Annotated in this window: 22 protein-coding genes and 2 riboswitches; of the genes, 8 read left to right on the top strand and 14 right to left on the bottom strand. The window is 44.6% G+C overall.

Features of this window, described 5'->3' with window-relative positions; all coding sequences use genetic code 11:
- Positions 1–17 precede the first annotated feature (17 nt).
- From holA to leuS, 3 genes are read right to left on the bottom strand one after another with little or no spacing between them, the layout of a single operon-like run.
- Positions 18–1,025 (bottom strand): DNA polymerase III subunit delta, encoded by a 1,008-nt coding sequence (gene holA, locus BW928_RS09610; protein ID WP_076556011.1) that lies wholly within the window; start codon positions 1,023–1,025, stop codon positions 18–20.
- Entirely contained in the window at positions 1,025–1,525 is a 501-nt protein-coding gene (locus BW928_RS09615) for an LPS-assembly lipoprotein LptE (protein ID WP_076556012.1), read from the bottom strand. The genes holA and BW928_RS09615 overlap by 1 nt, the downstream gene beginning before the upstream one ends.
- Positions 1,525–4,158 carry a leucine--tRNA ligase gene (gene leuS / locus BW928_RS09620; RefSeq protein WP_076556013.1) on the bottom strand — a complete coding sequence of 878 codons (2,634 nt, stop codon included), beginning with the start codon at positions 4,156–4,158 and terminating at the stop codon, positions 1,525–1,527. The genes BW928_RS09615 and leuS overlap by 1 nt, the downstream gene beginning before the upstream one ends.
- Positions 4,159–4,282: 124 nt before the next feature.
- On the opposite strand from leuS, the gene BW928_RS09625 reads away from it, so the two are divergent.
- Positions 4,283–4,657 carry an ArsC/Spx/MgsR family protein gene (locus BW928_RS09625; protein ID WP_076556014.1) on the top strand — a complete coding sequence of 125 codons (375 nt, stop codon included), beginning with the start codon at positions 4,283–4,285 and terminating at the stop codon, positions 4,655–4,657.
- 51 nt (positions 4,658–4,708) lie between these two features.
- Here the strand turns inward: BW928_RS09625 and tgt are convergent, their stop codons facing one another.
- On the bottom strand, positions 4,709–5,857 hold the full coding sequence (tgt, locus tag BW928_RS09630) for a tRNA guanosine(34) transglycosylase Tgt (RefSeq protein ID WP_076556015.1): 1,149 nt from the start codon (positions 5,855–5,857) through the stop codon (positions 4,709–4,711).
- Between the two features lie 374 nt (positions 5,858–6,231).
- Positions 6,232–7,305 (bottom strand): tRNA preQ1(34) S-adenosylmethionine ribosyltransferase-isomerase QueA, encoded by a 1,074-nt coding sequence (gene queA, locus BW928_RS09640; protein WP_076556017.1) that lies wholly within the window; start codon positions 7,303–7,305, stop codon positions 6,232–6,234.
- 244 nt (positions 7,306–7,549) lie between these two features.
- On the opposite strand from queA, the gene BW928_RS09645 reads away from it, so the two are divergent.
- Complete coding sequence (locus tag BW928_RS09645) at positions 7,550–8,704, top strand: Mrp/NBP35 family ATP-binding protein (protein ID WP_076556018.1); 1,155 nt, start codon at positions 7,550–7,552, stop codon at positions 8,702–8,704.
- 182 nt (positions 8,705–8,886) lie between these two features.
- Here the strand turns inward: BW928_RS09645 and BW928_RS09650 are convergent, their stop codons facing one another.
- From BW928_RS09650 to BW928_RS09660, 3 genes are all read right to left on the bottom strand, one after another.
- A complete protein-coding gene (locus BW928_RS09650; protein WP_076556019.1) occupies positions 8,887–9,345 on the bottom strand; it encodes a hypothetical protein in 459 nt (152 codons plus the stop codon).
- A 172-nt stretch (positions 9,346–9,517) separates the two neighbouring features.
- Positions 9,518–11,287 (bottom strand): sodium:solute symporter family protein, encoded by a 1,770-nt coding sequence (locus BW928_RS09655; RefSeq protein WP_076556020.1) that lies wholly within the window; start codon positions 11,285–11,287, stop codon positions 9,518–9,520.
- 2 nt (positions 11,288–11,289) lie between these two features.
- A complete protein-coding gene (locus BW928_RS09660; RefSeq protein ID WP_076556021.1) occupies positions 11,290–11,553 on the bottom strand; it encodes a DUF4212 domain-containing protein in 264 nt (87 codons plus the stop codon).
- A 386-nt stretch (positions 11,554–11,939) separates the two neighbouring features.
- On the opposite strand from BW928_RS09660, the gene BW928_RS09670 reads away from it, so the two are divergent.
- The gene (locus BW928_RS09670; protein WP_076556023.1) at positions 11,940–14,897 is read left to right on the top strand and encodes a TonB-dependent hemoglobin/transferrin/lactoferrin family receptor; all 2,958 of its coding nucleotides are present in this window, start codon (positions 11,940–11,942) and stop codon (positions 14,895–14,897) included.
- Between the two features lie 108 nt (positions 14,898–15,005).
- On the opposite strand, the gene BW928_RS09675 is transcribed toward BW928_RS09670, so the two are convergent.
- The 6 genes from BW928_RS09675 to gcvT all read right to left on the bottom strand — a co-directional run bounded on the left by BW928_RS09675 (position 15,006) and on the right by gcvT (position 22,513).
- Positions 15,006–16,604 (bottom strand): carbon starvation CstA family protein, encoded by a 1,599-nt coding sequence (locus tag BW928_RS09675; RefSeq protein WP_076556024.1) that lies wholly within the window; start codon positions 16,602–16,604, stop codon positions 15,006–15,008.
- A gap of 108 nt (positions 16,605–16,712) precedes the next feature.
- Positions 16,713–19,568 (bottom strand): aminomethyl-transferring glycine dehydrogenase, encoded by a 2,856-nt coding sequence (gene gcvP / locus BW928_RS09680; RefSeq protein ID WP_076556025.1) that lies wholly within the window; start codon positions 19,566–19,568, stop codon positions 16,713–16,715.
- A gap of 30 nt (positions 19,569–19,598) precedes the next feature.
- The gene (locus tag BW928_RS09685) at positions 19,599–20,147 is read right to left on the bottom strand and encodes a hypothetical protein (protein WP_076556026.1); all 549 of its coding nucleotides are present in this window, start codon (positions 20,145–20,147) and stop codon (positions 19,599–19,601) included.
- 228 nt (positions 20,148–20,375) lie between these two features.
- On the bottom strand, positions 20,376–20,756 hold the full coding sequence (gcvH, locus tag BW928_RS09690; protein WP_076556027.1) for a glycine cleavage system protein GcvH: 381 nt from the start codon (positions 20,754–20,756) through the stop codon (positions 20,376–20,378).
- Between the two features lie 23 nt (positions 20,757–20,779).
- Entirely contained in the window at positions 20,780–21,349 is a 570-nt protein-coding gene (locus BW928_RS09695) for a hypothetical protein (RefSeq protein ID WP_076556028.1), read from the bottom strand.
- A gap of 63 nt (positions 21,350–21,412) precedes the next feature.
- Positions 21,413–22,513: a glycine cleavage system aminomethyltransferase GcvT gene (gene gcvT / locus BW928_RS09700; protein WP_076556029.1), complete on the bottom strand. Its 1,101-nt coding sequence runs from the start codon at positions 22,511–22,513 to the stop codon at positions 21,413–21,415.
- 80 nt (positions 22,514–22,593) lie between these two features.
- A riboswitch (glycine riboswitch) is annotated at positions 22,594–22,696 on the bottom strand.
- A riboswitch (glycine riboswitch) is annotated at positions 22,697–22,795 on the bottom strand. It lies immediately after the preceding riboswitch.
- Between the two features lie 280 nt (positions 22,796–23,075).
- Here gcvT and BW928_RS09705 point away from each other — a divergent pair.
- The 5 genes from BW928_RS09705 (at position 23,076) to rplI (ending at position 25,339) form a co-directional block, all read left to right on the top strand.
- Positions 23,076–23,396, top strand: coding sequence for a YcgL domain-containing protein (locus BW928_RS09705; RefSeq protein ID WP_076556030.1), 321 nt, complete (start codon positions 23,076–23,078; stop codon positions 23,394–23,396).
- Between the two features lie 123 nt (positions 23,397–23,519).
- A complete protein-coding gene (locus BW928_RS09710; protein WP_076556031.1) occupies positions 23,520–24,020 on the top strand; it encodes a hypothetical protein in 501 nt (166 codons plus the stop codon).
- Positions 24,021–24,204: 184 nt separating this feature from the next.
- Positions 24,205–24,606: a 30S ribosomal protein S6 gene (gene rpsF, locus BW928_RS09715; protein ID WP_076556032.1), complete on the top strand. Its 402-nt coding sequence runs from the start codon at positions 24,205–24,207 to the stop codon at positions 24,604–24,606.
- 16 nt (positions 24,607–24,622) lie between these two features.
- The gene (gene rpsR, locus BW928_RS09720) at positions 24,623–24,850 is read left to right on the top strand and encodes a 30S ribosomal protein S18 (RefSeq protein ID WP_076556033.1); all 228 of its coding nucleotides are present in this window, start codon (positions 24,623–24,625) and stop codon (positions 24,848–24,850) included.
- 15 nt (positions 24,851–24,865) lie between these two features.
- Positions 24,866–25,339 (top strand): 50S ribosomal protein L9, encoded by a 474-nt coding sequence (rplI, locus tag BW928_RS09725; protein ID WP_076556034.1) that lies wholly within the window; start codon positions 24,866–24,868, stop codon positions 25,337–25,339.
- Positions 25,340–25,467: the final 128 nt, after the last annotated feature.

The raw sequence follows: 25,467 nt of genomic DNA on the forward strand, positions 1-25,467 counted from the left end.
TGAGGGGTGGCTGATTGTCAGGCAGGGCTGATGGTGGATTTTTGACAAAAAATAAGAACGGCTTGTTCGAGCAATCGCCACGCATTATCATCACCAAGCCCTTTGACTGTCTTGTCAATGTCATAACCAAGTGCCAAAAGTTGGCTGATGGCTTGTGGCGAGAGTTGTCGTGTGAGGCGTTGGTAGGCGGTGATTTTGTTACGCCAAACGCCAAGCGTTAGCGGATCGGAGCCTTGTTTCATGGCGGCGATGATTCGAGCGTCTTTTAATATCGCCCACAGTACAATGCTGGCAGCGGTGTCGTGGTGTTTTAGATGATGAATGATTTTTAGGGCGGTGTTGGCATCACCCAAGAGCAGAGCATCGGACAAATCAAATACCGTGAAACTACCACCATCAGCAAGCAGCGTCTGTAGCTGCGGCACATCAACCACACCATCAGCAACCAATGACAGTCGCCACAGTGTCTGATAAGCACTTAGCAAATCGTTTTCGGTATGTGCCATCAGCACTTGCCACGCAGAGGGGTGAAGTTTGACACCAAGCTCATCTGCCTTGATGGTCAAAAGTTGCTGACGCTGATTTTCGCCGCTGATATTGCCATCGATAACGGTGCCTTGTGTGTCAAACAGCTTAAAGGCTTTGCTGTTTTGGGCTTTTTTATCCTGCTTTGGCAGCAGCCACAGCAGATGATGGGCGGTGTTGCCAGCCTTAGCATCGTCAGCAAAGGCGTGCAAGGCAGACAGGGTGTCGTCATCGGGTTTGTGCTTGCCAGTAACGATAATGGCGGTAGATTCGGCAAATAGCGACAGTGCTGACAGCTCAGCAATGACCGCTTGCCAGCTTTTGCTGCCAGTCAGCTCAATGCGTTTGATGATTTGCCGATTTGCCTGCCAATTGGCACGACAACCATCAACCAGCCACTGTAGCAACAATTCCTCATCAGAATGCACAAGCCACAAGCCAGTAAGGGCGGTTTGTGGCTGGGCAAGGGTGGGGTAAATCGCCAAAAATCGCTGTTGCATTATTGGCTGGCTGCCTTTGCTAATGCGTGATATTGTTCGGCAATGCGTTCGGCAAGATTGTCTTGTAGCCAGACTTTGATTTGGCTGCCTTGCTGATCGCTTGTGGCGACACTGGCTTCGTTGTGCTGGTAGCTGCGTTCTACTTGTACGGTGTTGGTGATACGCTTATCACCCAGCTGATAGCGAACATCGGCAGTCAGCACCAGTCGGATTTCGGTCAGTACACCAAGCAGCTTGTACTCACGATAACGCAGGTTGTATACATGGATTTTGCCTGCGGCATCGGAGCTGCTGACAATGCCCAGCTGAGCCAACTGGGTGCTGATTTTGGCTTTGGTGGCGTGTGCCAAAGCTGTATCCTCGGCACTGATATCAACCGCACTGTAAGCAGGGGCGAGCTGTGTCGCTGCTGGATTAATGCCACGAAGTCCAAAACCACAGCCACTCAAGGTTGCAGTGGTGATGGTTAAAAGGGCGATTTGTAGGAATTTTTTGTTCATTAGCCACCTGCCACAACGAAGCTGATGAGTTTATTTGGCACAACAATTTGTTTTTTGATTTCGCCTGTCAAAAATTTTGCCACGCCTTCAAGTGCTTTTGCCTCGCTGATTAATAAATCATGATCCATGTCGGCGGCGACTTCCATTTTGCCACGCACCTTGCCATTGACCTGCACAACCATGGTGATGGTGTCATTTACCAGTGCTGTTTCGTCCAGTTGTGGGAAGCTAAGCGAGCTTGTGTCAATGCCAAAAGCTGTAAGCAAATACTCACCCACATGAGGTGCGTACAAAGACAACAAGGTCAATAGCGTAACAAGTGCTTCATGTTTAACCGCAAGCTCCTGTGTGCTATTGGCATGAAAATTACCAATCTCATTACACAGCTCCATCAAGCCAGACACAGGGGTATTTAGTGCCAAATGCTCACCCAGACCTGCATCAATCTTGGCAATGGTTTCGTGTGTTTTGCGACGCAGATCTTTGCTTGCTTTGGACAGTGCGGTTTTGTCAATTGTTAAATCATTAGCGGTCAGCTCCGAAATGGCGGATAGATGCTCAAAGGCAGTACGCCAAACTTTTTTGACAAAGTTATGCGGGCCTTTTAAACCACTGTCTGACCACTCTAGCGTCTGGTCGGCAGGTGCGGTAAATAGCGTATACAGACGCACTGTATCAGCACCATATTGCTCAATGATTTGTTGCGGATCGACACCATTGTTTTTGGATTTGCTCATTTTTTCAATTTTGCCAATCACCACAGGCTTGCCATCAGCCTTGAGCGTTGCGGTGGTGGTTTCTGCTGTGCCAGTCAGCTCAACTTCGTGTGGGAAGTAGTAGCTTTTGCTGCCATCGGCATTTTCACGATAATAAGTGCCAGCCAACACCATGCCTTGAGCCAAAAGATTGGCAAATGGCTCATCACCACTGACCAAGCCCTCATCTCGCATCACTTTGTGGAAGAATCGTGCATACAGTAGGTGCAAGACAGCGTGCTCAACACCGCCAACATACTGATCCACCGCCAGCCATTTATCGGCAGCAGCCTTGTCAATCATTTGTGTGTCATCATGCGGACTAGCAAAACGCTGTGCATACCAGCTAGATTCCACAAAGGTGTCAAAAGTGTCGGTTTCTCGTTCGGCATCTTGACCGCATTTTGGGCAAGTGGTGTGCAAAAACTCCGCCATCTGCTTTAGAGGGTTGCCACGCCCATCAGGGATAATATCGGTCGGCAAAACCACAGGCAAATCCGCCTCGTCCACAGGGACAGTGCCGCAGTATTCGCAGTTTACCATAGGGATTGGGCAGCCCCAGTAGCGTTGGCGAGATACGCCCCAATCACGCAGACGGTATTGGGTGGTGAGCTTGCCCAGACCTTTTTCACTGATGATTTGATTGACTTTGGCACAGGCTTCATCGTAGCCAAGTCCATCTAGCACCCCAGAATTGATACAAAAACCCGTTTTTTCGCCATACCATGCTTGCCAGTTTTGGCAATCGTATTCGCTTGTTTTGTTTGTATTATCAATCACTTGCTTGATGGGCAGTTGGTATTTATTGGCAAATTCAAAATCACGCTCATCGTGAGCAGGTACACCCATCACCGCCCCAGAGCCATAGCTCATCAGTACATAGTTGGCAACCCAAACAGCAATCGGCTCGCCTGTGATTGGGTGGCGGGCAAACAAGCCTGTATCCATGCCGACTTTTTCAGCTTTGGCAAGGTCAGCTTCGGCAACAGAGCCTTGTTTGCATTCGGCACAAAATGCTGCAATAGCAGGATTGTGTTTGGCAGCGTATTGAGCCAATGGGTGCTCAGCGGCAACCGCCAAATAGCTCACCCCCATGATGGTATCAGGGCGAGTGGTAAATACTCGCAGCACATCATCAATGCCATCAAGCTGGTAAGTAAAATCCAGCTCCATGCCCTGACTTTTGCCAATCCAGTTGTGCTGCATTGACAGCACTTGCTTAGGCCAGCGACCTTCGAGTGTTTTTAGATCGTCAAGCAGCTCATCTGCATAGTCCGTGATTTTAAAATAATACATCGGAATGTCGCGTTTTTCGACAATCGCTCCTGAACGCCAGCCACGACCATCAACCACTTGCTCATTGGCAAGCACAGTATTGTCCACAGGATCCCAATTAACTGTGGCAAGTTTTTTGTATACCAAGCCTTTTTTGTACAATTGCAAAAACAGCCACTGCTCCCAGCGATAGTACTCTGGCGTGCAGGTGGCAAATTCACGAGACCAGTCAATTGACAAGCCCAGTGCCTGTAGCTGCGTACGCATATTGGCAATGTTTTCAAAGGTCCATTTGGCAGGGGCAACTTGGTTGGCGATGGCGGCATTTTCGGCAGGCAGACCAAAAGCGTCCCAGCCCATCGGCTGCATAACTTCATGGCCTTTTTGGCGATAGTAGCGACTTAGCACATCGGTGATGGCATAGTTACGCACATGACCCATGTGCAGTTTGCCACTTGGATAGGGGAACATCGACAGCATATAGCGTGTCGGTTTGCTGCTTGGAGCGTTGCTGGTGTGATAGCGTTTTTCACGCTCCCATGTGTCTTGTAGTTGTTTTTCTATTGCACAAAAATCGTAATTTTCTAAAGAAAGTTGGCTCATGTTGTTACCTGATCGCAGTGTAAATTATCAAAAATTCAATAAACCCCTTATTATACCTAAAATTCATCAAAGTTTGCTATAATTTGGCAAATTTAACCAAATTTTTCGACAAATTGGAGTGTATATGAGTATCACTATCTATGGCATCAAAAATTGTGCCACGATGAAAAAAGCATTTGATAAGTTAGAGAGCTTGGCGGTGGATTATCAGTTTTTTGATTACAAAAAATCTGTGCTAAGCGAGGCGGAGTTTGTTGCTTTTGTCAAAGCCTTTGGTATAGAAAAGGTGATTAATAAAAAAGGCACAACTTATCGCAAGTTTGATGAGGCGACCAAGCAGCGTGTCGAGGCGGCAATTGCCAAGCCAGATGAAAATAATCTTAATTATTTATATCAAATTGTTAAAGAAAATCAAAGCCTGATTAAGCGACCAATCATCATGGGCGATAAGCAGGCTGTGGGTTTTGATGATGCCAGTTATCAGCAGTTATTTGGCTGATTGGCAACGCAGTCAATGGGGCTTAAAATTAACCGTGTGATTGGTGCGTGGCTATTTGTCAAATTCTGGCACAGCCATGCCCCAGTTGCCATAAAATTCGCTTAAGAATTTGTCAAACTGTTGTTGTTCAATGGCGGTGCGAATTTGTGCCATCAGTCGCTGATAATAACGCAGGTTATGAATGGTGGCAAGTTGTGCTGACAGCATTTCTTTGCATTTGTGCAGATGGTATAAATAGGCACGACTAAAGTTCTGACAAGTATAGCAATCGCACTGACTGTCCAGTGGAGCGGTATCGGTGCGATATTGGCTGTTTTTGATACGCACCACGCCTTTGTTGTTGGCATCGCCTGTAACAAAATAATGCCCATTGCGTGCATTGCGTGTCGGCATGACACAGTCAAACATATCCACCCCACGACGCACCGCCTCGACAATATCAGCAGGCTTGCCTACGCCCATCAGATAGCGAGGCTTGTCGCTTGGCATGGCGTTTGGCAGATAGTTTAGCACCTGAATCATCTCTTCTTTGGGCTCACCAACCGACAGACCGCCGATGGCATAGCCATCAAATGGCATTGCAAGCAACCCTTCGAGAGATTGCATACGCAAATCCTGATACATACTGCCTTGAATAATGCCAAACAGGGCATTTTTGTTGCCCAGCCGCTGATGTTCATCAAGGCACCGCTGACCCCAACGCAGCGACAGCTCAAGCGAGGCTTTGGCGGCTTCGTGCGTGGCAGGGTAGGGGGTGCATTCATCAAACTGCATGACAATATCCGAATTCAGATCTTTTTGGATTTGCATTGAAGTTTCTGGCGATAAAAACACCTTAGCCCCATCAACAGGCGAGCGAAATGCCACGCCCTCTTCACTGATTTTACGCATCGCCCCCAGACTAAATACCTGAAAGCCACCCGAGTCGGTCAAAATGGGCTTATGCCACTGGGCAAAATTATGCAATCCACCAAACTCACGAATCACCTCCATGCCGGGACGCAGCCACAGATGAAAGGTATTGCCCAAGATGATATCGGCACCAATGCCCTCAATATCGCGAGGCAGCATACCTTTGACCGTGCCATAAGTACCTACAGGCATAAAGGCAGGTGTTTGCACTTGACCATGTGCCAGACTGACCGTGCCACGGCGTGCATGATTGTTGCCACCATCGACATTGTGTAAGGTGAATTTCATAATTTTCTCAAGATAACTGCGGTTAAAATGGTGTATTTTAGCACAGTTTATCAAAAATCTATCAATAGCGTGGCAGAAAATCAACTTGCAAAAGCGTTAAAATTAATATTTATGATAATGATATTTTATTAAAATTAATAAAAATTATGGCATATTATACTAATATAAGATATTTTTATTAATTTGATATGGCTATAAAAATGCCGCTGGCACCATTGTTGGTGCCAAGGTACTTGTTTGCGATATATTTTATGAGTAGAAATTGCCAAAACCCAATCAAATAACACAAGGCAAAGGTTTGTGAATCATGGACGGTATCGGTAAATTTGCTAAGACGCATGGGTGATTGATTGGTTTGGGTTGTTTGTGTGGGTTTAATTTGTGGCACGCTCCAAAAACATCGCATCACCATAGCTAAAGAAGCGATATTCTTGTTTGATGGCATGGGCATAAGCCGCTTTGATGGTATCAGTTCCCATAAATGCCGAAACCAGCATAAGCAGGGTGGATTTTGGCAAGTGAAAATTGGTAATCAGGCAGTCAATCACCCCAAATTGATAGGGTGGATAAATAAAAATCTGCGTATCACCAGCGAATTCGTGCAGTGTGTCGCAGGTGCGTTGTAGATATGCTGTTTCTAGGACGCGTGTTACGGTTGTGCCAACAGCAATGACTCGACCGCCAGCTGCTTTGGTTTGGTTGATGAGTTCAGCGGTGGCAGCAGGCAGGTGTGCATATTCGGCGTGCATGATATGTTCAGAGAGCTTGGCTGCTTTGACAGGAGCAAAAGTCCCTGCACCAACATTTAAGGTTACAAAGGCGATATTGACCCCTTTGTCCTTGATTTGTTGCAATAAGGCATCATCAAAATGCAGACTGGCTGTGGGAGCAGCAACACTGGCGGTGTGGTTTGGGTTATGAAAGACGCTTTGGTAGCGTTCATCATCAAGGCTTGTGGCACTGCGTTGAAAATACGGCGGAATGGGCATTTGCCCAAATTGTTCTAAGGCTGGCAAAATCGGTACATCAAACGCAAGCACAAACAGATTTTCTTTGCGATCAATCACGGTGGCGGATAATTGATTGTCTGCAAGTTTTAAGGTTTGTCCGATTTTGGGCGAGCGACTGGCACGCACATGGCACAAGGCAGCATAAGGAGCATTGGCAACATCAAATAATAATCGCTCAACCAAAACCTCCACTGCACCACCTGTGGCTTTTTGACCATGGAGGCGAGCTTTCATGACTTTGGTGTCGTTTAGCACCAACAAATCGCCAGCACGCAACAGTGATGGCAGATCGGTAAATTGTCGATCTTGATAGCCATGCTGCGTCAAATGCAGCAGCCGAGAGTCGCTACGCTTGGCAAGTGGCGTGCGAGCAATCAGCTGCTCTGGCAGATGGTAGTCATAATCATCAACAAGTGGTGTCTGGTCGGACTGTGTCATAACAACGCTCAATAAAATAAAGCATTATTGTAACAAAAATCCACTCCATTCTCCAGCAGCTTAATGCCATCTTGGGTTTTGGCTGGTCTGTTTGTTGTCTTTGTGTGGCAAAAGTCAGTTTGCTTCAGTGATTTTGTGCTAAAATAACAATTGCGATGGTTTGTGGACTTGGCAATGCCAAAGTCAAAAACGCATTGTATTTATTTGAATTGATTTAAGCAAAGACAGATAATAAGATTGGGCTATGTTTGGTTTCTTTAACAAAAAACACTCCACCGAAACAAAAATTGCAGCAGTGCTTGAGCAAATCATGCTGGCAGACAAGCCGCTTGCGACATTTGTTGAAAAACAATCAGTAGCAAATCAGGTGCTAAATTTGCAGGTGCGTATCAAGCAGACGCAAATGCAGGCACTTGAGGTATGTCATCAGCAGTTACAGCAGCAACTGCATGGGCTGGGCATTGTTCAGGTTGATATTAATGCTGTGGTGGATAATGCTGATATGGGCATGGTGCAAACCCATCAGCCAGACAATACTGCAAATGCGGCGGATAGCCATACATCAGACAAACCACCAGCCAAAGCTGCCCCCAAGCAATCTGAACTGACCCCTCATCCACGCATTAAGCACATTATCGCCATCGCTTCAGGCAAGGGCGGCGTTGGCAAATCTACCACCACGGTGAATTTGGCATTGGCATTGCAGGCTTTGGGCAAGCGTGTTGGCGTGCTTGATGCTGATATTTATGGCCCATCGATACCTGCCATGTTGGGTGTTGCGGGCAGTAAGCCTATGGTTGAGAATGATCAATTTGTACCGATTGATGCACAGGGGCTTGCGGTTTTGTCAATTGGTAATTTGCTGGATTCTGAGCAAACGCCAGTGGCATGGCGTGGCATCAAGGCAACAGGGGCGTTAATGCAGCTGTATACACAGACCAACTGGCCAATGCTTGATTATTTGTTGATTGATATGCCACCAGGTACAGGTGATATTCAGCTGACATTGGCTCAACGCATTTTGCTGACAGGGGCGGTGATTGTAACCACGCCGCAACATATCGCCTTGCTTGATGCCCAAAAAGGCGTAGCCATGTTCCAAAAAACTGACATTGCTGTTTTGGGTATTGTTGAGAATATGGCACTGCACACTTGCTCAAATTGTGGTCATAGTGAAGCAATTTTTGGTGCAGGTGGCGGTGATGAGATGGCAAGACGCTATGGCGTACCATTGCTTGGGCAATTGCCACTTGATGGCAATATCCGTGCTTTTATGGACGATGGTAAAATTGACAGCTTGCAACAAGCCGATTTTGCTCAGCATTATCTAGAGATTGCCAAAAAGATTGATGAGACAGTTGCCAAGCAGCCCAAAAAAACCAGCGACCGCTTTTTTTGATTGAATCATTTGCCTAAAAAACAAGCCAAGCAAGAGCCGAATGGCAAAATGCGAAAAGCCAAGCAATGCAAAAAGCAACAATTGCAAATTTGCAAGCCTGCCATAATGAACAAGGATTAAACCAAGTTGGCAAAATGCTTTTTGGTGGCATATTTACTGAACTGGTTTGGTAAATAGTCGCATCAAGGGCAAAGCTCGCGGAGTACCGCCTGATTCATTTGTGGGCTAAAGGATAGCTGTGGCTGAGTGCAATCAACACTAACAGGCAGTGTCTGAGTGGCAGCTCGCCGCTCAAAAAAATACAACATGGCTTGCTTGCTTGTTGGATTGTCGGGGCTGGTTTTTATGCTTGTTTTGTCCAAAGCAACAAATTGCAAAACTTGCGGCTTGGGATATGACCAAGGACGATACCAAGAGCTGCTCGGCACGGTTGCAACCACGACAGCACCCTCTGGCAGTTTGGCGATGGTGTCATCTGCCCAGCTGTATTCGCTATAAACCTGAAAGGCAATCATGCCAATACCAGCAGCGGCAGGAACAATCCATTTTGGTAGTTGTTTAAATATCAAGCGAAGTGGCAACACAAGCCCTGCAAACAAAAAACCACTCATTACTGTGGCGATAATTTCCCAAAACATCATAACTGACATTCCTGTTAATCAATAAGTTAGGTTGGCAAGATTTGGATTATTATAACAAGTGCTTGCCAAAATACCATCAAAATAATTCATTTTATCAAGACGGCTGTTGGTAGGGTGATTTATATAAAAAATCACCCAGAAAAACTCTGGGTGATTTTGTTAATGCTGGCGATTAATGATCGATTGCACCACCAGCACCTTTTGGATAACGCACACTTTCTACCAAATCTTGAACTTCTTTTGGTGGTGGATTGCCCATCGCTGATACAGCGAATGCAACAATAAAGTTGATTAATGCACCAACCGTGCCGAACGATAATGGAGAAATGCCCAAAATCCACTGAGATTCTACATTTTCAAAGGTGTTGGTACCTGGGATAAAGAACCAGCCCATGTACAAGAACACATAGATACAAGTGGTTACTAGGCCTGCAATCATACCAGCGGTTGCCCCTGTTGAATTGATGCGTTTTGAGAAAATACCCATCATCAAGGCAGGGAATAGGCTTGAGGCAGCGATACCAAATGCCACGGCAACAACTTGAGCTGCAAAGCCGGGTGGGTTCATGCCCAGATAAGTTGCAACAACGATAGCAACTGTCATTGAGACGCGAGCCGCCATCAGTTCGCCTTTGTCGCTAATATCTGGCTTGATGGTCTTTTTGATCAAGTCGTGCGATACCGCTGACGAGATGGCAAGCAATAGGCCTGCGGCAGTTGATAGGGCAGCTGCTAGACCGCCAGCGGCAATCAGACCAATCACCCAGCTTGGTAGGTTGGCAATTTCAGGGTTGGCAAGTACTAAGATGTCGTTGTTCACCTCTAACTCATTGCCTTGCCAGCCTTTTTCGGCAGCTTTGGCAGCATAAGCGTCATTTTTGTCATTATAGTACTGAATCAGCCCGTCGTTATTTTTATCCTCATATTTGAGCAAGCCTGTATTTTCCCAGTTTTTCATCCATTCTGGACGAGATTCGTACTGGAGTGCAGGTGCGTCAACGCCTTGTGGATAGACGGTATTGATGATATTCATGCGAGCCATTGAGCCAACTGCAGGAGCGGTGGTATATAGCAAGGCGATGAAAATCAATGTCCAACCAGCTGATGTGCGTGCATCAGAGACTTTTGGCACGGTAAAGAAACGGATAATAACATGAGGCAGACCTGCAGTACCAATCATCAGTGATGCAGTCAGCAGGAACATATTGAGTTTGTTTGGTACATCGGCAGTGTATTGCTCAAATCCCAAATCTGTTACCAATAAATCCAGCTTTTGTAAGATTGGCATGCCTGAGCCAACATCAGTACCAAACATACCTAGGGCAGGGATTGGGTTGCCAGTTAGGTTTAGTGAAATAAAGATGGCAGGAATGATATAGGCAATCATCAGCACCACATATTGTGCCACCTGTGTGTAGGTAATGCCTTTCATACCGCCCAGTACCGCATAAAACAGTACAACCACGGCAGCAATCATCAGACCTGTGTCTTTATCTACTTCTAAGAAGCGAGAAAATGCCACGCCAGCACCAGTCATTTGACCGATAACATAAGTGGTACACGCCAAAATCAAACAAACCACCGCAACCAAACGAGCGGTCTTGCTGTAGAAGCGATCGCCGATAAAATCAGGCACGGTGAATTTGCCAAATTTACGCAAATACGGAGCAAGCAATAATGCGAGCAGTACGAAGCCGCCTGTCCAGCCCATCAGATAGGCTGAGGCAAAATAGCCACTCATTGCCAGCATACCTGCCATCGAGATGAATGAGGCAGCACTCATCCAGTCAGCGGCAGTCGCCATACCATTGACCACAGGGTGAACACCGCCCCCTGCGACATAGAATTCTTTGGTTGAGCCTGCACGAGCCCAAATCGCGATGCCAAAATACAAAGCGAATGACAGACCAACAAAAATGATATTAATCCAAAACTGGCTCATGATCAGTCCTCCTTGACTCCAAAACGCTCTTCTAGTTTATTCATTTGCCATGAATAAAAGAAGATTAATGCGATAAAAAACAAAATAGAGCCTTGCTGACCGAACCAAAAGCCCAAATCGGCACCGCCAAAAGAGATGCCAGCTAATAAAGGTCTTAGCCAAATGGCAAAACCATGCGAAACCAATGCCCAAATAACCAAGCAAATGGCAATAATGCGGATATTGGCCTTCCAGTATCCTTGAATATCGTGTTGATTTTGTGACATAAATCACTCCTTTAAAGGAGCAGGGAGGTGCATCAATGATGTGCCGATTGTTTTGCTACCCCTGCTTGTTTTGTCCTTTTTTATTACCTGATTTGTAGAAGAACATATGTTAGCTATACAAATCAGACACCGATAGAATAGCATAATTTGTATAAATTACAATACACTTGTATGCTTTTTTTAAAAAAAGTTTCTGTTTTGTGGCTAATTTTGTATCAAATATTGTTTAAAATTACCATAACAAATAATATTCATTATCAAAATATAATGAATATTATTTACATTGAAAAACTTCTGGGTTATAATTTCTATTATTGCAGCTTTATCACTGTTGATTGCTGTTGTTTATCAAAAAATATCAAATTTGTTATCATGGAGATGTAGCAATGCCTCACTGTCTAATCAAAACAGGAAAAAACCATTCAAATAAATACCTTTTATCCATCTTAGTGCCTGTGCTAATGGCTCAAATCTCACAGGCTTATGCTGAGGAAGTAAAGCAGCAACCAGCACTTCATGTTCAGTTGCCAACTGGCGTTGTTAGCACAAAGAAAACCTTAAAACGACCTGTGGGTCAAACGGTCATCAACGACAGACAGATTGCTCGCAATATGATTGCAGACAGTCGCGATTTGGTGAAGTATCAAACAGGCATTACGGTTGTGGAGGCAGGGCGATTTGGTTCTAGTGGCTATGCAATCCGTGGTGTTGATGAGAACCGTGTGGCGATTATGGTTGATGGACTGCATCAGGCAGAGACTTTGGCATCACAAGGGTTTAAGGAATTATTTGAGGGTTATGGTAATTTTAACAACACCAGAAACAGTGTTGAATTTGAAAATATCAAAACAGCGACCATTAAAAAGGGTGCAGATTCGGTAACGGCTGGTAGTGGTGCCTTGGGCGGTGCAGTAATCTTTAAGACCAAAGAAGCTCAAGACTATCTGCAAGAAAAAGATTGGCATGTGGGTCTAAAGATGGGCTATTCCAGTGTCGATGACCAAAAAATGGGCAGTGCAACGGCAGCGGCTCGTTTGGGGGATTTTGATGCACTGCTGATTGCAACACGCAGAAACAAAAACGAAACCAAGAATTATGGCTATGATGATTATAATGCCAGCATTCAGGGCAAAACACGAGAAAAGCCCGATCCTTATGACATTACCCAAAAAAGCACACTGCTAAAACTGGGCTATACCGCCAATGAACGCCATCGTTTTGACATCAGTGTAGATGACACCAAGCAAAGATCTCAAGGCAATGATTTTTCTTATACCTTAAAATATTCACCCCTGACAGAGTCTGAAGAGGTGGAGCTTCGTCATACCGATGACAGAACCAAGCGTCAGGCTTTTTCGCTGTCTTATACCAACAGCTCGCCCAATCTTTTTTGGGACGAAGCATCTGTGCGTCTAACCAAACAAGACATCACCACAACGGCTCGCACGGATGATTATTGCGATGGCGAAAAGTGCCAAGCTGTCAGCAATCCACTGGGTCTGCAACTAAAAAATGGCAAAGTGGTGGACAAAAACGGCAATCCGCTGGTGGTACAAGCTGGAGAAGATGGCAGGGCTGAACTGGTGGCAAATGGCAAGGTGTATCAGAATTTTGACAACAAGCGTGTTGATCAATTTTGGTTTGATTGTAGTATATTTGACTGTAACAGCCCGATTGAGGCTTATGAAGCACAGTACGGTCAATTTATCAATGCCATCAAATTGGACTTGGATCGCAAACGCACGGACCCAAATACTGGCAAAACCTATGCTACGACCTCACGATTTTCAAATAAAATCCTGATGCCATTTCCGGGCAGTCCGGGCTATTTGACCAATTTATATTCTGAGCGTGATTTGAATTCCAAGACCAATCAGCTTAACCTTGACTTGACAAAATGGATAGGTGGCGATACCTTATCACACGACATCAGCTATGGTGGTTACTATAGCACCACCGAAAAATCCATGGTGAATAAATCAGGGTCAAATGCTTGGTCATCTACATGGTGGGCGGACAAAACCTTGGGCTGGGATTTGAGCGATACGCTTCGCACCTGTGAGAACTTTTCGTCTTATAACAGCTTATTATGCCCCGGTCAAACTGTTTTTTCATTTCTCATTCCTGTCAAGACGACAGACAGTTCTTTTTATGCCAGTAACAAAATCGCCATCGGTGATAGACTTAATGTGGACTTGGGCTATCGTTATAATCGTGTTAAATATCAGCCAAACTATGTTGCTGGTCAAACTGCCAAAATCCCAGATGACATGGTAAAAGGGCTATTTGTCCCGCTGCCTGTCAATGATGTTGGCGAAGCTCCGAGATTTTGGAATTATAATGGCGGTTATAGCGACCCAAAATATCTGGCAGATCAAAAAGCATACCAAGCCAGAAAAGAAGCCTATGAAGCAGCAGTCAAAGCAAACCCTGAGCAGAACATTGCTTATCTTTCCAAGACTAGGTCGCATTCGCAACATTCGTATTCGATAGCACCTTCGTTTGATTTGACTAATTATTTGAACATACAAGCAAAATACTCCAAAGGCTTTAGAATGCCGACAGCAGATGAGATGTATTTTACTTTTAGGCACCCTGATATCACTGTTAAGCCAAATGTAAATCTAAAACCTGAAATCGCCAAAACCAAAGAGCTGGTCTTGACCACCCATGGCAAATATGGCTTTCTTTCGGGCAGTATTTTTGAGACCAAATATACCGATTTTATTGATTTTAGCTTCCAAGGTTTGGCAGATATTGAAAAAAACAGTGCCAGAAGATGGCCGATTTATCAAAGTATCAATCGCCAAACCGCCAAGGCAGAAGGGGTTGAGATTAATGCTTTGTTAAATGCAGGCGAGCTGGTGTCTGCCATGAAAGGGGTGAAACTAAGTTACCAAATGACTCGTCAAAAAGGGCGTGCCGATGGCGATATCCCAATGAATGCCATTCAGCCAAATACATCAGTTTTTGGGGTTGGTTATGATGCTAAGAATGATAAGTTTGGTGCCAATTTATACATCACACGCGTCAGTGCCAAAAAAGCAGAAGATACATATAATTTGTTTTGGCGAGAGGAGGGTGCAAAAGACAGCACGCTTAGATGGCGAAGTGATGGCTATACAACTGTTGATTTGACAGGATATTATAAACCTACCAAAAACCTAACTTTACAAGCTGGCGTTTATAATTTGGCAGACAGAAAATACATGACTTGGGATTCGGCACGATCAATCAGACCATTTGGCACGAGCAATATGATTGACAAAAAAACCAATCAGGGCATTAATCGTTTCTTGGCACCGGGTCGTAACTTTAAGCTGAGCTTGGAATATGTATTTTAACTTGCCTTTATTTAATTGACAAAAAATCATCGCCGCTAAGACTGGCAATCTTGGACGGCGATGGGATTAAAAAACCTTTGGCTAACCAAAGGTTTTTTGCTGAGTGGATTATGAGCGATTGCCAAAATCAACCTTAGAATCAACCACCAGTGCATCAGGATCGCCAGCGATACGCTCACGCTTGACAAATAAGAAAAATGCAATCGTTGTGAGAATGGCAAGACCAATGCCGATATATACTGACAGCTGATAATCCAGACCGAAGCCGATTTGATTATAGGCTAAGAAAGTATAGCAAGCGGCACTCATGATGATGGCAGGCAAGGTACAAATCCAGTGGAATTTGCGATAGCGATACAGATAGCCCGCTGCCGTCCACAACATGACCATGGCAACCGTCTGATTTGCCCAGCTAAAATAACGCCACAGAATCTGAAAATCAACCTTTGAGACAATAAAGCCGATGACAAACAAAGGAATGGCAATCCAGAGGCGTTTTAATAAAGTGCGTTGTTCTAAGTTGAAAAATTCGGCAATAATCAACCGAGCGGCACGAAACGCTGTGTCCCCTGAGGTGATGGGCAGTACAACCACGCCAAGCACGGCAAACACACCACCAATTGCACCAAGAAAATAAATGGAGCTGTCGTATACCACTTTGGACGGCGAGCCTGCGGCGATGGCATCTTGTAGTGTTGTCAGGTCGGGATAAAATGACATGCCCACTGCACACCAAATCAAAGCAATGATGCCCTCGGCAATCATGGCACCATAAAAGATAAATCGACCTTCGGATTCATTCATGGCACAGCGAGCCATTAGTGGTGTTTGGGTTGCATGAAAGCCTGACAATGCACCGCAGGTGATGGTTAATAATAGCAGTGGCCAAATTGGCAAATCACCTTTTGGTTGTAAATTGCTGAAAAATTTATCAACCGACAAGCCATCAATAGAGCCAAAAAAGCTGACCGAGCCTGTGCCTAGATGATTGCTTACCAAGCCATACATCATGCCAATTGACATAAATAGCAGCAACGCACCAAACACAGGATAGATGCGGCCGATGATTTTGTCAATTGGCAATAAGGTGGCAACGATATAATAAATAAAGATAATCGCCGTCCATGCCAAAAGTATTGTTTCTTTGGTCATGCCCAGTGCAGTTGCGGCTGTGTTGCTTGCAGCTGTGCCAACGGCTTCGGCATTATCAACCGAGATACCGCCACCATTACCAAAAATATCCATCGTGATGGTACTCATCAATTGTGCTGGACTTGCCACAAAAACCACACCAACCAAGACAAGCAATACAACCGCCAGAATATTAATAAAGGTTTTAATCGGAGTGCCTAGATATTTGCCAGTCAGATAGGGCATAGAGGCACCGCCATTACGCACCGAGAGCATACCGCACATGTAGTCATGCACTGCTCCTGCAAAAATACAACCAAGCACAATCCAAAGCATCGCAACAGGTCCGTACAAAGCCCCCAGAATCGGGCCAAAAATCGGGCCTGTGCCAGCGATATTGAGTAGCTGAATTAGCCAGATTTTGGTTTTTGACATGGGTACATAGTCCACGCCATCTGCCATCGTGTAGGCAGGGGTGTGTTTGTTTGGGTTGATGACAAAGATTTTTTCGACAATTTTGCCATAAATAAAATAACCCAACAACAAAACAGCAATACAAAAGAAAAACCACAGCATAGCATTTATTCCCAAGTAAGTGATGATGGTTTTGCAGTTTAGATAACATAAAGCTGTTCATCGCCCAGCATGAGCAATGAACAGCTTTGGGGTCAAAATGATATTGACTTATTCATAATTGTCAATGCTAGGGCAAGAGCAAATCAAGTGCTTATCACCATAAACATCGTCCACACGACCGACCGATGGCCAGAATTTATGAGCCTTAATGTATTCAAGTGGGAAGGCGGCAGTTTCACGGCTATACGGTTTATCCCAATCACCAGTGATGACAGCTTGGGTATGCGGTGCATTCACCAGAGGGTTGTTGTCCGCTGTCCAACCATCAGTGCCTGCTTTGACCTTGAGAGCTTCTTGCTTGATTTGCTTAAGTGCGGCAATAAAGCGATCAAGTTCAGCTTTGCTTTCGGATTCGGTCGGCTCAATCATCAAAGTGCCTGCCACAGGGAAGCTCATGGTAGGAGCGTGGAAACCATAATCCATCAGACGCTTGGCGATATCGGTCTCGGTGATACCTGTGTCTGCTTTTAGTGGGCGAATGTCAATGATGCACTCATGGGCAACACGGCCATTTTTGCCTGTATATAGCACAGGGTAGTCATCGCTAAGCTGACTTGCGACATAGTTGGCATTGAGCAGAGCTCGTTTGGTTGCTGCCAGCAGACCATCACGGCCCATCATGGTGATATACATCCATGAGATTGGCAAAATGCTTGCCGAACCATAAGGGGCTGCCGATACCGCAGATTGACCTTCGATGGCGTTATGCACAGGACTAACACAGTGGCTTGCGATGAATGGGGCAAGGTGTTTTTTTAGTCCAATTGGGCCCATGCCGGGGCCACCACCACCGTGCGGAATGCAGAAAGTCTTGTGCAAATTCATGTGCAGAACATCAGCACCAACATCGGCAGGCTGCATGAGGGCAACTTGGGCGTTCATGTTTGCACCGTCCATATAAACCTGACCGCCGTGAGTATGAATCAAATCACAAATATCTCGGATACCCTCTTCAAATACGCCGTGCGTAGATGGGTAGGTAATCATCAATGCACCAAGTTTGTCGCTGTGTGTTTCGCATTTGGCTTTTAAATCGTCCAAATCAACATTGCCAAATTCATCAGTAGCAACCACCACCACTTGCATACCCATCATTTGGGCAGTGGCTGGGTTGGTGCCATGTGCCGAACGAGGAATCAGGCAGACGGTGCGATCGGCTTGACCGAGGCTTTCGTGATAGCGGCGGATTGCCAACAGACCTGCATACTCACCAGAAGCACCAGAGTTTGGCTGCATACTGATTTCATCAAAACCTGTGATGGCTTTTAGCTGTTCTTGTAGCCCGTCAATCATTTCAATGTAACCTGCCACTTCATCTCGTGGGGCGAATGGGTGTACATTGGCAAATTCATTCCAAGTAATTGGCAGCATTTCGCTGGTTGCGTTTAATTTCATGGTGCAAGAACCCAGTGAAATCATCGAACGGTTCATCGCCAAATCTTTGTCTTCTAGAGATTTTAGATAACGCAACATTTGATGTTCGGTGTGGTGACTGTTAAACACAGGGTGGGTCAAAATGTCGTCAGTACGCACTTGTGAGCCAAGCACTGATTTAACCTCGGTCAAGCTGCCAGTTACGCCAAAGAAACCACAAAGGGCATTAAATTCCTCTTCGTCAGTCAGCTCGTTAAATGCCACCGAGATTTGTGTAGGGCTGACACGCCATAGGCTATAACCTGCCGCTTTGGCAGTTTGCATGATTTGATTGGCGACTGATTCGTCCTTGGTATCAACCAAGACAGTGTCAAAAAACACCCCATGGACAACGGTAAATTTTTGCTTAACCGCTTCAGCAAAAGCAACCGCCAAAGCATGAATGCGTGTGGCAATGCGTTTTAGACCCACTGGACCATGATAGACGGCGTACATACCAGCTAAGTTGGCAAGTAGTACTTGAGAGGTACAGATGTTTGAGTTGGCTTTTTCGCGGCGAATGTGCTGCTCACGGGTTTGTAGTGCCATGCGTAGGGCGGTGTTGCCTTGTGCGTCCTTACTTACGCCAATAATGCGTCCAGGGGCGGAGCGTTTGTCTTTGTCTTTAAAGGCAAAATAAGCCGCGTGCGGACCGCCAAAGCCCATTGGAATACCAAAGCGTTGAGTGCTACCCAGTGCGATATCAGCACCCATCTGAGCAGGGGATTTGAGCAAAACGAGGCTTAGGATATCGCTTGCCACGATGGCATAAGCACCTTTTTCTTTAACTGCTGTGATAATATCGGTCAAATCAATAACATCGCCATCTTTGCCGACATATTGGAAAAACGCCCCAAAAAATTCACCATTTTTGGCAACTTCAAAATCGCCCACCACCACATCAAAGCCAAAATATTTGGCACGAGTTTTAATCACATCAAGCGTTTGTGGATAGGTGCGGTTGTCCACAAAAAAGGCATTGGATTTGGATTTGCTGACGCGTTTTGCCATCGCCATTGCTTCGGCGGCAGCTGTGGCTTCATCAAGCAAACTTGCCCCTGCCAAATCAAGACCAGTCAAGTCAATGCACACTTGTTGGAAGTTTAATAAGGCTTCCAAACGCCCTTGGGCAATCTCCGCTTGATAAGGCGTATAGGCGGTGTACCAGCCGGGGTTTTCTAGCACATTACGCTGAATCACCGCAGGCAGGCGAGTGGGAGCGTAGCCTTGACCGATGTAGCTTTTTGAGACGGTGATTTTATCCGCCATTTTGCGAAGTTTGGCTAGGGCGTTATGCTCGCTCATCGCAAGGGGCAAATCTAGGGCTTTGCCCAAACGCACCGACTGTGGCACAACGCTGTCCACAAATTCGTCTAGGGTTTTTGCCCCCACCGCAGTAAGTAGGGCTTGTTGTTCGCTTGCGTCCTTGCCAAGATGGCGATGAACGAACGCATTTTCGTAAAATAAATCGGAAAAGGTGTTAAATGTCATAATTTATCCTTATTTAAAAGAACTAAAAAATTAGTAATCAGAATAACTTTGCAATAATTTTACTTCATCAGGCGAATCATCCCAAAAAAATTGTGTGTCATTTTTATCAAAAGAGCCTACAATTACCATACCGCAATCATCATCTTTTTCAAAAATATCATAAAAAACCAAATCGCCATTTGCATTATAAAAGCTCACCTTTGCTTTTTGCTCTGGTTCAAGCCATTCATTTGTTTGAATTTGTGTTAAAACCAATTCATTGCCAATTCTACGAAAATCTTTAAAACCATTTTCTGTATATTGACGCATACCAATAATGGTAATATGGTCTGGTGCAAATACAACATCAGCAATGTGTTTTCCGTCCGAACTGTATTCAGATAATTCATCTTGAATAATGTTGTTCTCTTTATCTAAAACTAAAATGCGACAAGTTACATCGTCCGTATTGCGATAATAAATTTTAACAAAATCATCAGACATTTTAATCAACACTTTGGCAGAGCTTGCTTTTATAAGCAATAAGTTGTTTGGTTTTGTTGCTAAAATTTTATTTGCCAGGCAAATAACAACTGTCAATCAAATTCTAAAACAGCCAAACCAAAGACGATTTACCATTATCGCCCAATGCTTGAAAATTTAACAATTGTTTAGTTTTGCCTAAGATAATTTGCACCATTAATCTAATTATCATTAAAAGATAGTTAAATTTAATTTAAAATATCATCTTAAAAATACCATTTTAAATTAAACCAAAAATAACCAAAACCAAGCGTAAATCATCACAACTTACGCTTGGTTTTTTGTTTACAGACTGCTTTGGTACTCTTCAGCACTCATTAGGCTGTCATAGTCGGCAGGATTGGCAGGTTTTACTTTAAAGAACCATGCTTTGCCGTATGGATCTTCATTGGCAAGTTCTGGGCTGTCCACCAGTTCTTCGTTGATTTCAACGATTTCACCTGCGATTGGAGCATAGACATCGCTTGCTGCCTTGACAGATTCTACCACCGCAATTTCTTGGTCGGCTGCAACTTCTGTACCAACTTCTGGCAGTTCAACGAATACCACATCGCCAAGCAAATCTTGGGCGTGGTCAGTAATGCCAACGGTAATTGTGCCGTCTGCTTCTAGGCGTAACCATTCGTGGCTGGCTACATATTTCAATTCGCTGGGAATGTTACTCATAAAAAACTCCGTTAGGGTTGGGGTTATTGTAAAAGGGATAAGTAAGTGGATTTTGCCTGTGCAGGAATTTGCGTAGGCTGTTTTAATTCGGTAACTTTGCCATTATTATCAGTAATGGTAATTAAATAAGTTTCGTGAGTTGTGCCTGATTGATATAACCAAGACGCTTGCTCTTTGGTCATATTATAGCTTTGTGATTGCCCTACCCAAGAAACATTACCCAATCCTTTGCCGTAAAGTTTGGATTGAGCGTCATTAGGTTGTTGCTTTTGCCAATTATTTGACCTTGTTGAACTTGCACTGTCATCAATAATAAGTGTTTTGCTACCGTCTTTATTTAGTCGTTCAATTTTAACTGAACGCACGCTTTCGGCTGTTTTTAAATCAATACTAAAACCGTAGCGATAAGTTGAATTAACGGCACTTTTTGGGGCAATACCTGCAATAATGCCACCTGCTCCGCTAACTACATAATCTTGGGTTTTTTGTCCGACCGGCACACCCAAAGCAGAATTAACACTATTGCTTAATGTTGAGCAACCTGTTGCCAATAAAATGCTACTTGCCAAAATTGCATAAGTTATTTTTTTCATAAATTACCCTTATTAAAATCGTCCAAAAGCATTTGCGATAGCAAAACTTTTGGGTGCTGTTCATCAATCAAACTGCTTTTGACCATTACGCACAAATGGCAATTTTAGCACTCGCACCTCTACTTCTTTACCACGCATAATCACTTTGGTACGCTCACCTGTAAAATCTACAGGCACACGAGCGATGGCAATGGATTGATTGAGGCTTGGAGAGAATACGCCACTTGTGGTAATGCCGCTGCCAGCATCGGTTACAACCTTCATGCCTGCACGCATGACGCCTTTTCCTTCCAGCAATAGACCAACTTGTTTAACCGTTACGCCTGCTGATTTTAATGCCATCAGTGCTGATTTACCGACAAAATCACGGTTTTCATCTTTTAAATCCACTGTCCATGCCATGCCAGCTTCAAGCGGACTGACCTCGTCCGTCATATCGTTGCCGTATAGGTTCATGCCAGCTTCCATTCTTAGAGTGTCTCTCGCCCCAAGTCCGCAAGGCTTCACACCTGCCTTTGCCAAGGCTTGGAAAAACTCACCAGATTTTTCTGCTGGCAAAATCACCTCCACGCCATCTTCGCCTGTGTAGCCTGTGCGAGCCACAAACCACCCATCACCGATATCCGCACCAACAAAGGGCTTAAGAGCGTTTACTTTATCCGCCCACTCAGGCTTGACGGTGAGCAGTTTTTCGATGGCTTTTGGGCCTTGAACGGCAAGCATAGCAACATCATAGCGAGGGGTGAGGATGATACCAAATTCTTGGGCGATTTTAGCAAATTGTGCAGAATCTTTTTCGCGAGTTGCACCGTTTGAGACGATGCGGTAGGCGGTTTCTTCTTCGTTCATGCGATAGACAATCAAATCGTCCATCACGCCGCCATTGTCATTGAGCATGGCTGAATATAAAGCCTTACCAACAAAAGTTAGCTTGGCAACATCGTTGGCGATAAGTTTTTGAAAAAAGGCTTTTGCGTTATCGCCTGTAACATCGGTAACAAGCATATGCGAAACATCAAACATACCTGCATCGGTACGCACAGCTTCGTGTTCGGCAATTTGTGAGCCATAATTAACAGGCAGCTCCCAGCCGCCAAAATCGATTAATTTGCCATCAAAAGCAACATGAGAATCATATAAAGGTGTGCGTTGTGGAGCGGTCATGGCGATTTCCTTATAAAATTGGGTGATTGATAAATACAGCAAACAACTTAGCAGCTTGGTGTGCTAAGTTTTGCATTTAACAGTCCCCATCTGTCCTTTGACCTGAGATTTTCAATCACTTTAGCATCGCTGCGGTAATTTTCTTCCCTTCGGTGTACAATTGTACTCTCCAGATTGTGCCAAACAAACATTTCAGTCCCATTTACCTGAGCGATTGTAGGGTGTTTACGCCTTCGGTGGTGCCACTTAATACAGACAGGCACGCTCTCCTGAATGTTTTACACCGTTCTATTATGAAAAATAATGTGGTATTTTACAAGTAAAATTTTACACTTTTTGTAATTTTGCCAGTGATTTGGCATTTTTTTGTCAAAATTTTCAACAAACCATGAAAGAAATTGCATTAATAAGCGTGATAAATCGCACCTAGGTATGAAATTTGGCAAAATTAGGTGGATTGCGAAGAGTGGATGGAATTTGTTAAAATAAGTTGATAAATCGCCACGCACAATCAGCTGTAGATTTAATTTTTGTTATTCCAAATTGTTGTATGAGGAAAATCATGCATTGCGATGTTTATAAATTCCCAAAAAATGAAGGCTGGTATGTGTACATTGCCCGTCCCAATTATCCAAACGATACCGATGCCCTGACTGATTGGTTCGGCGTGCTACCAAGCCAGCTGCGTGCCAAATTGGGCTTGGGAGAATTTGTGATGCACTTGGATTTGGCAAGCCGAGAAAAGCTGGCACAGGCGGATATCAATCAGGTCATATCAAAACTTGCCGAACAGGGCTATTATGTGCAAGCACCGCCAAGCGATGTACTAACAGCACAGGCACTAAATAAAGCAAAAGAGGCTCAAGATAAGCGGTTTGATTAGGCTTGTGTGGCTTAATTTATTTGCTGATATTGTGGTTTTGCTTGGCACAAAAGTACATTCTGGATATTTTTATTTTTAAAAAATCGTGATAAAATAAATCAAGTTTTATTTTTGGTTGTCATGATGAATTGGCTAAAAGATTTACCACTTGAACAAATCAGCGAGACGCTGGCTGGTTTTTTTGCTTTTTGGGCTCGTATTACCGATGGCGTACCTGCAGGGCAGTTGCCACTGATTGTTTATGCGGTTTGTTCAGCATTGGTGTTGGTTTTGTGGCTGCTCGTCATGCGACTGATTCCTCGCCCCTTTAAGGGCATCAGCTGGGTATTTGTTGCAGCGGTGTTATTTGCACCTGGTCAGGCTGCGGGCAACACAGGCGAGATTGCACCTGCCATGCTTGGCGTATTTCATGCGATTTTGATGAAGGATTTTTTGGGTGCGTTATCCGCTGCTGTACCAATCTTTGCGGTATTTGCCGCTCTATTGGTGGTTGGTGCAGTGTGGCAGATGGCACGCTCGGTCATAGCTGCCAATGCCGAAAAACAGCAACAAACTCTCCAAATCCAAGAGCAGCGTCGTCAATATCTACAAGCCCAAAATCAGCACAGCAACGAAGCTGAGTGATATCGTAGTACAAGTGGCAGCGTCGCAAAACAAGTTTTAACCAAGGCTTGCCTTTGGGCAAAAAACACTGTATAATATCAGCTTTGTTAAATGAGTTGTGCTTGGCATAACTTACTTTTCAATCTCCTTGCCATTGTCAGACAATAAGTTTGCTGATGGCTGTTTTAATCCGTAGGGAGTCCTTATGAGACATTATGAAGTGGTGCTACTGGTTCACCCAGATCAAAGCAACCAAGTTGCCGACATGGTAACAAAATACCGCTCTATCGTAGAAGAAAACGGCGGTGCCAACCATCGTCTAGAAGACTGGGGTCGCCGCCAATTGGCATACCCAATCAACAAAATTCACAAAGCACACTATGTGTTGCTAAACATCGAATGTAATGAAGAGACTTTGGCTCAACTAGAAGAGCTGTTCAAGTACAACGATGCAATTATCCGCAGTCTGGTTATCCGCAGAGACACTGCCATCACTGAGCAATCGCCTTTGGCAAAAGAAGCAGAAGATAAGCGTACTCGTAAAGCCAACCGTCGCAATGATGTTCGCACCGAGCAAGGTGAGAACGATGCTGACAGTGATAACTAATTAAGGAGATTTCATCATGGCACGTTTTTATCGTCGTCGTAAGTTCTGCCGTTTTACTGCCGAAGGCATCTCTCACATTGATTACAAAGATGTAGAATTGCTAAAACAATATATCAGCGAAAATGGCAAAATCGTTCCTAGCCGTATCACTGGTACTTCAAACAAGTATCAGCGTCAATTGGCTGTTGCGATCAAGCAAGCTCGTTACTTGGCATTGTTGCCATATACCGACAACCACAAGTAATTACGGAGATAAATCATGCAAGTTATTCTATTACAGCGTGTCGTTAATCTTGGTAAACTTGGTGAAACGGTTGATGTAAAAGCAGGTTACGGTCGTAACTATCTAATCCCACAAGGCAAAGCATTGCCAGCCACTGAAGCAAACTTGGCAAAATTTGAAGCTCGCCGTGCTGAACTAGAAGCACTAGAAGCTCAAGAATTGGCAGCTGCCAACAAGCGTGCTGAAGCATTGGCTGATGTGAATGTCATCATGCGTGCCAAGTCAGGCGATGAAGGCAAGCTATTTGGCTCTATCGGTGCTCGTGATATCGCTGACGCACTGACCAAATCAGGCTTGGAAGTTGATCGCTCTGAAGTGAAAATGCCAGAAGGTGCATTCCGTCAAGTGGGTGAGTACAAAGTTACTATCCAATTGCACCATGACATCAGTGCTGAGATTTTGGTTACTATTCTTTCTGAAGATGCTACAGCACAAACCGAAGAAGAGTAATCTGTCTTATCAAATAAAACCCTTGAAGCCATTTGAACCGACCCCCAAATCTTAGACACAAGATTAAAGGTTAGGTTGATAAAGCTAAGTGGTTTGACCAAGGACTAAGCTTCTGTATCTGACAGGAC

It is taken from the genome of Moraxella cuniculi DSM 21768 (genome assembly GCF_900156515.1).
GTDB classification, from domain to species: Bacteria; Pseudomonadota; Gammaproteobacteria; order Pseudomonadales; family Moraxellaceae; genus Moraxella; species Moraxella cuniculi.

Bases quoted from the DNA above. Each gene is read 5' to 3' on its own strand.
- rpsF (WP_076556032.1), top strand. From the start codon at position 24,205: ATGAGACATTATGAAGTGGTGCTACTGGTTCACCCAGATCAAAGCAAC.
- tgt (WP_076556015.1), bottom strand. From the start codon at position 5,857: ATGAAATTCACCTTACACAATGTCGATGGTGGCAACAATCATGCACGC.
- BW928_RS09675 (WP_076556024.1), bottom strand. From the start codon at position 16,604: ATGCTGTGGTTTTTCTTTTGTATTGCTGTTTTGTTGTTGGGTTATTTT.
- gcvP (WP_076556025.1), bottom strand. From the start codon at position 19,568: ATGACATTTAACACCTTTTCCGATTTATTTTACGAAAATGCGTTCGTT.
- rpsR (WP_076556033.1), top strand. From the start codon at position 24,623: ATGGCACGTTTTTATCGTCGTCGTAAGTTCTGCCGTTTTACTGCCGAA.
- BW928_RS09705 (WP_076556030.1), top strand. From the start codon at position 23,076: ATGCATTGCGATGTTTATAAATTCCCAAAAAATGAAGGCTGGTATGTG.
- BW928_RS09615 (WP_076556012.1), bottom strand. From the start codon at position 1,525: ATGAACAAAAAATTCCTACAAATCGCCCTTTTAACCATCACCACTGCA.
- gcvT (WP_076556029.1), bottom strand. From the start codon at position 22,513: ATGACCGCTCCACAACGCACACCTTTATATGATTCTCATGTTGCTTTT.
- leuS (WP_076556013.1), bottom strand. From the start codon at position 4,158: ATGAGCCAACTTTCTTTAGAAAATTACGATTTTTGTGCAATAGAAAAA.
- rplI (WP_076556034.1), top strand. From the start codon at position 24,866: ATGCAAGTTATTCTATTACAGCGTGTCGTTAATCTTGGTAAACTTGGT.
- gcvH (WP_076556027.1), bottom strand. From the start codon at position 20,756: ATGAGTAACATTCCCAGCGAATTGAAATATGTAGCCAGCCACGAATGG.
- BW928_RS09625 (WP_076556014.1), top strand. From the start codon at position 4,283: ATGAGTATCACTATCTATGGCATCAAAAATTGTGCCACGATGAAAAAA.
- BW928_RS09695 (WP_076556028.1), bottom strand. From the start codon at position 21,349: ATGAAAAAAATAACTTATGCAATTTTGGCAAGTAGCATTTTATTGGCA.
- BW928_RS09650 (WP_076556019.1), bottom strand. From the start codon at position 9,345: ATGATGTTTTGGGAAATTATCGCCACAGTAATGAGTGGTTTTTTGTTT.
- queA (WP_076556017.1), bottom strand. From the start codon at position 7,305: ATGACACAGTCCGACCAGACACCACTTGTTGATGATTATGACTACCAT.
- BW928_RS09710 (WP_076556031.1), top strand. From the start codon at position 23,520: ATGAATTGGCTAAAAGATTTACCACTTGAACAAATCAGCGAGACGCTG.
- BW928_RS09670 (WP_076556023.1), top strand. From the start codon at position 11,940: ATGCCTCACTGTCTAATCAAAACAGGAAAAAACCATTCAAATAAATAC.
- BW928_RS09655 (WP_076556020.1), bottom strand. From the start codon at position 11,287: ATGAGCCAGTTTTGGATTAATATCATTTTTGTTGGTCTGTCATTCGCT.
- BW928_RS09660 (WP_076556021.1), bottom strand. From the start codon at position 11,553: ATGTCACAAAATCAACACGATATTCAAGGATACTGGAAGGCCAATATC.
- holA (WP_076556011.1), bottom strand. From the start codon at position 1,025: ATGCAACAGCGATTTTTGGCGATTTACCCCACCCTTGCCCAGCCACAA.
- BW928_RS09645 (WP_076556018.1), top strand. From the start codon at position 7,550: ATGTTTGGTTTCTTTAACAAAAAACACTCCACCGAAACAAAAATTGCA.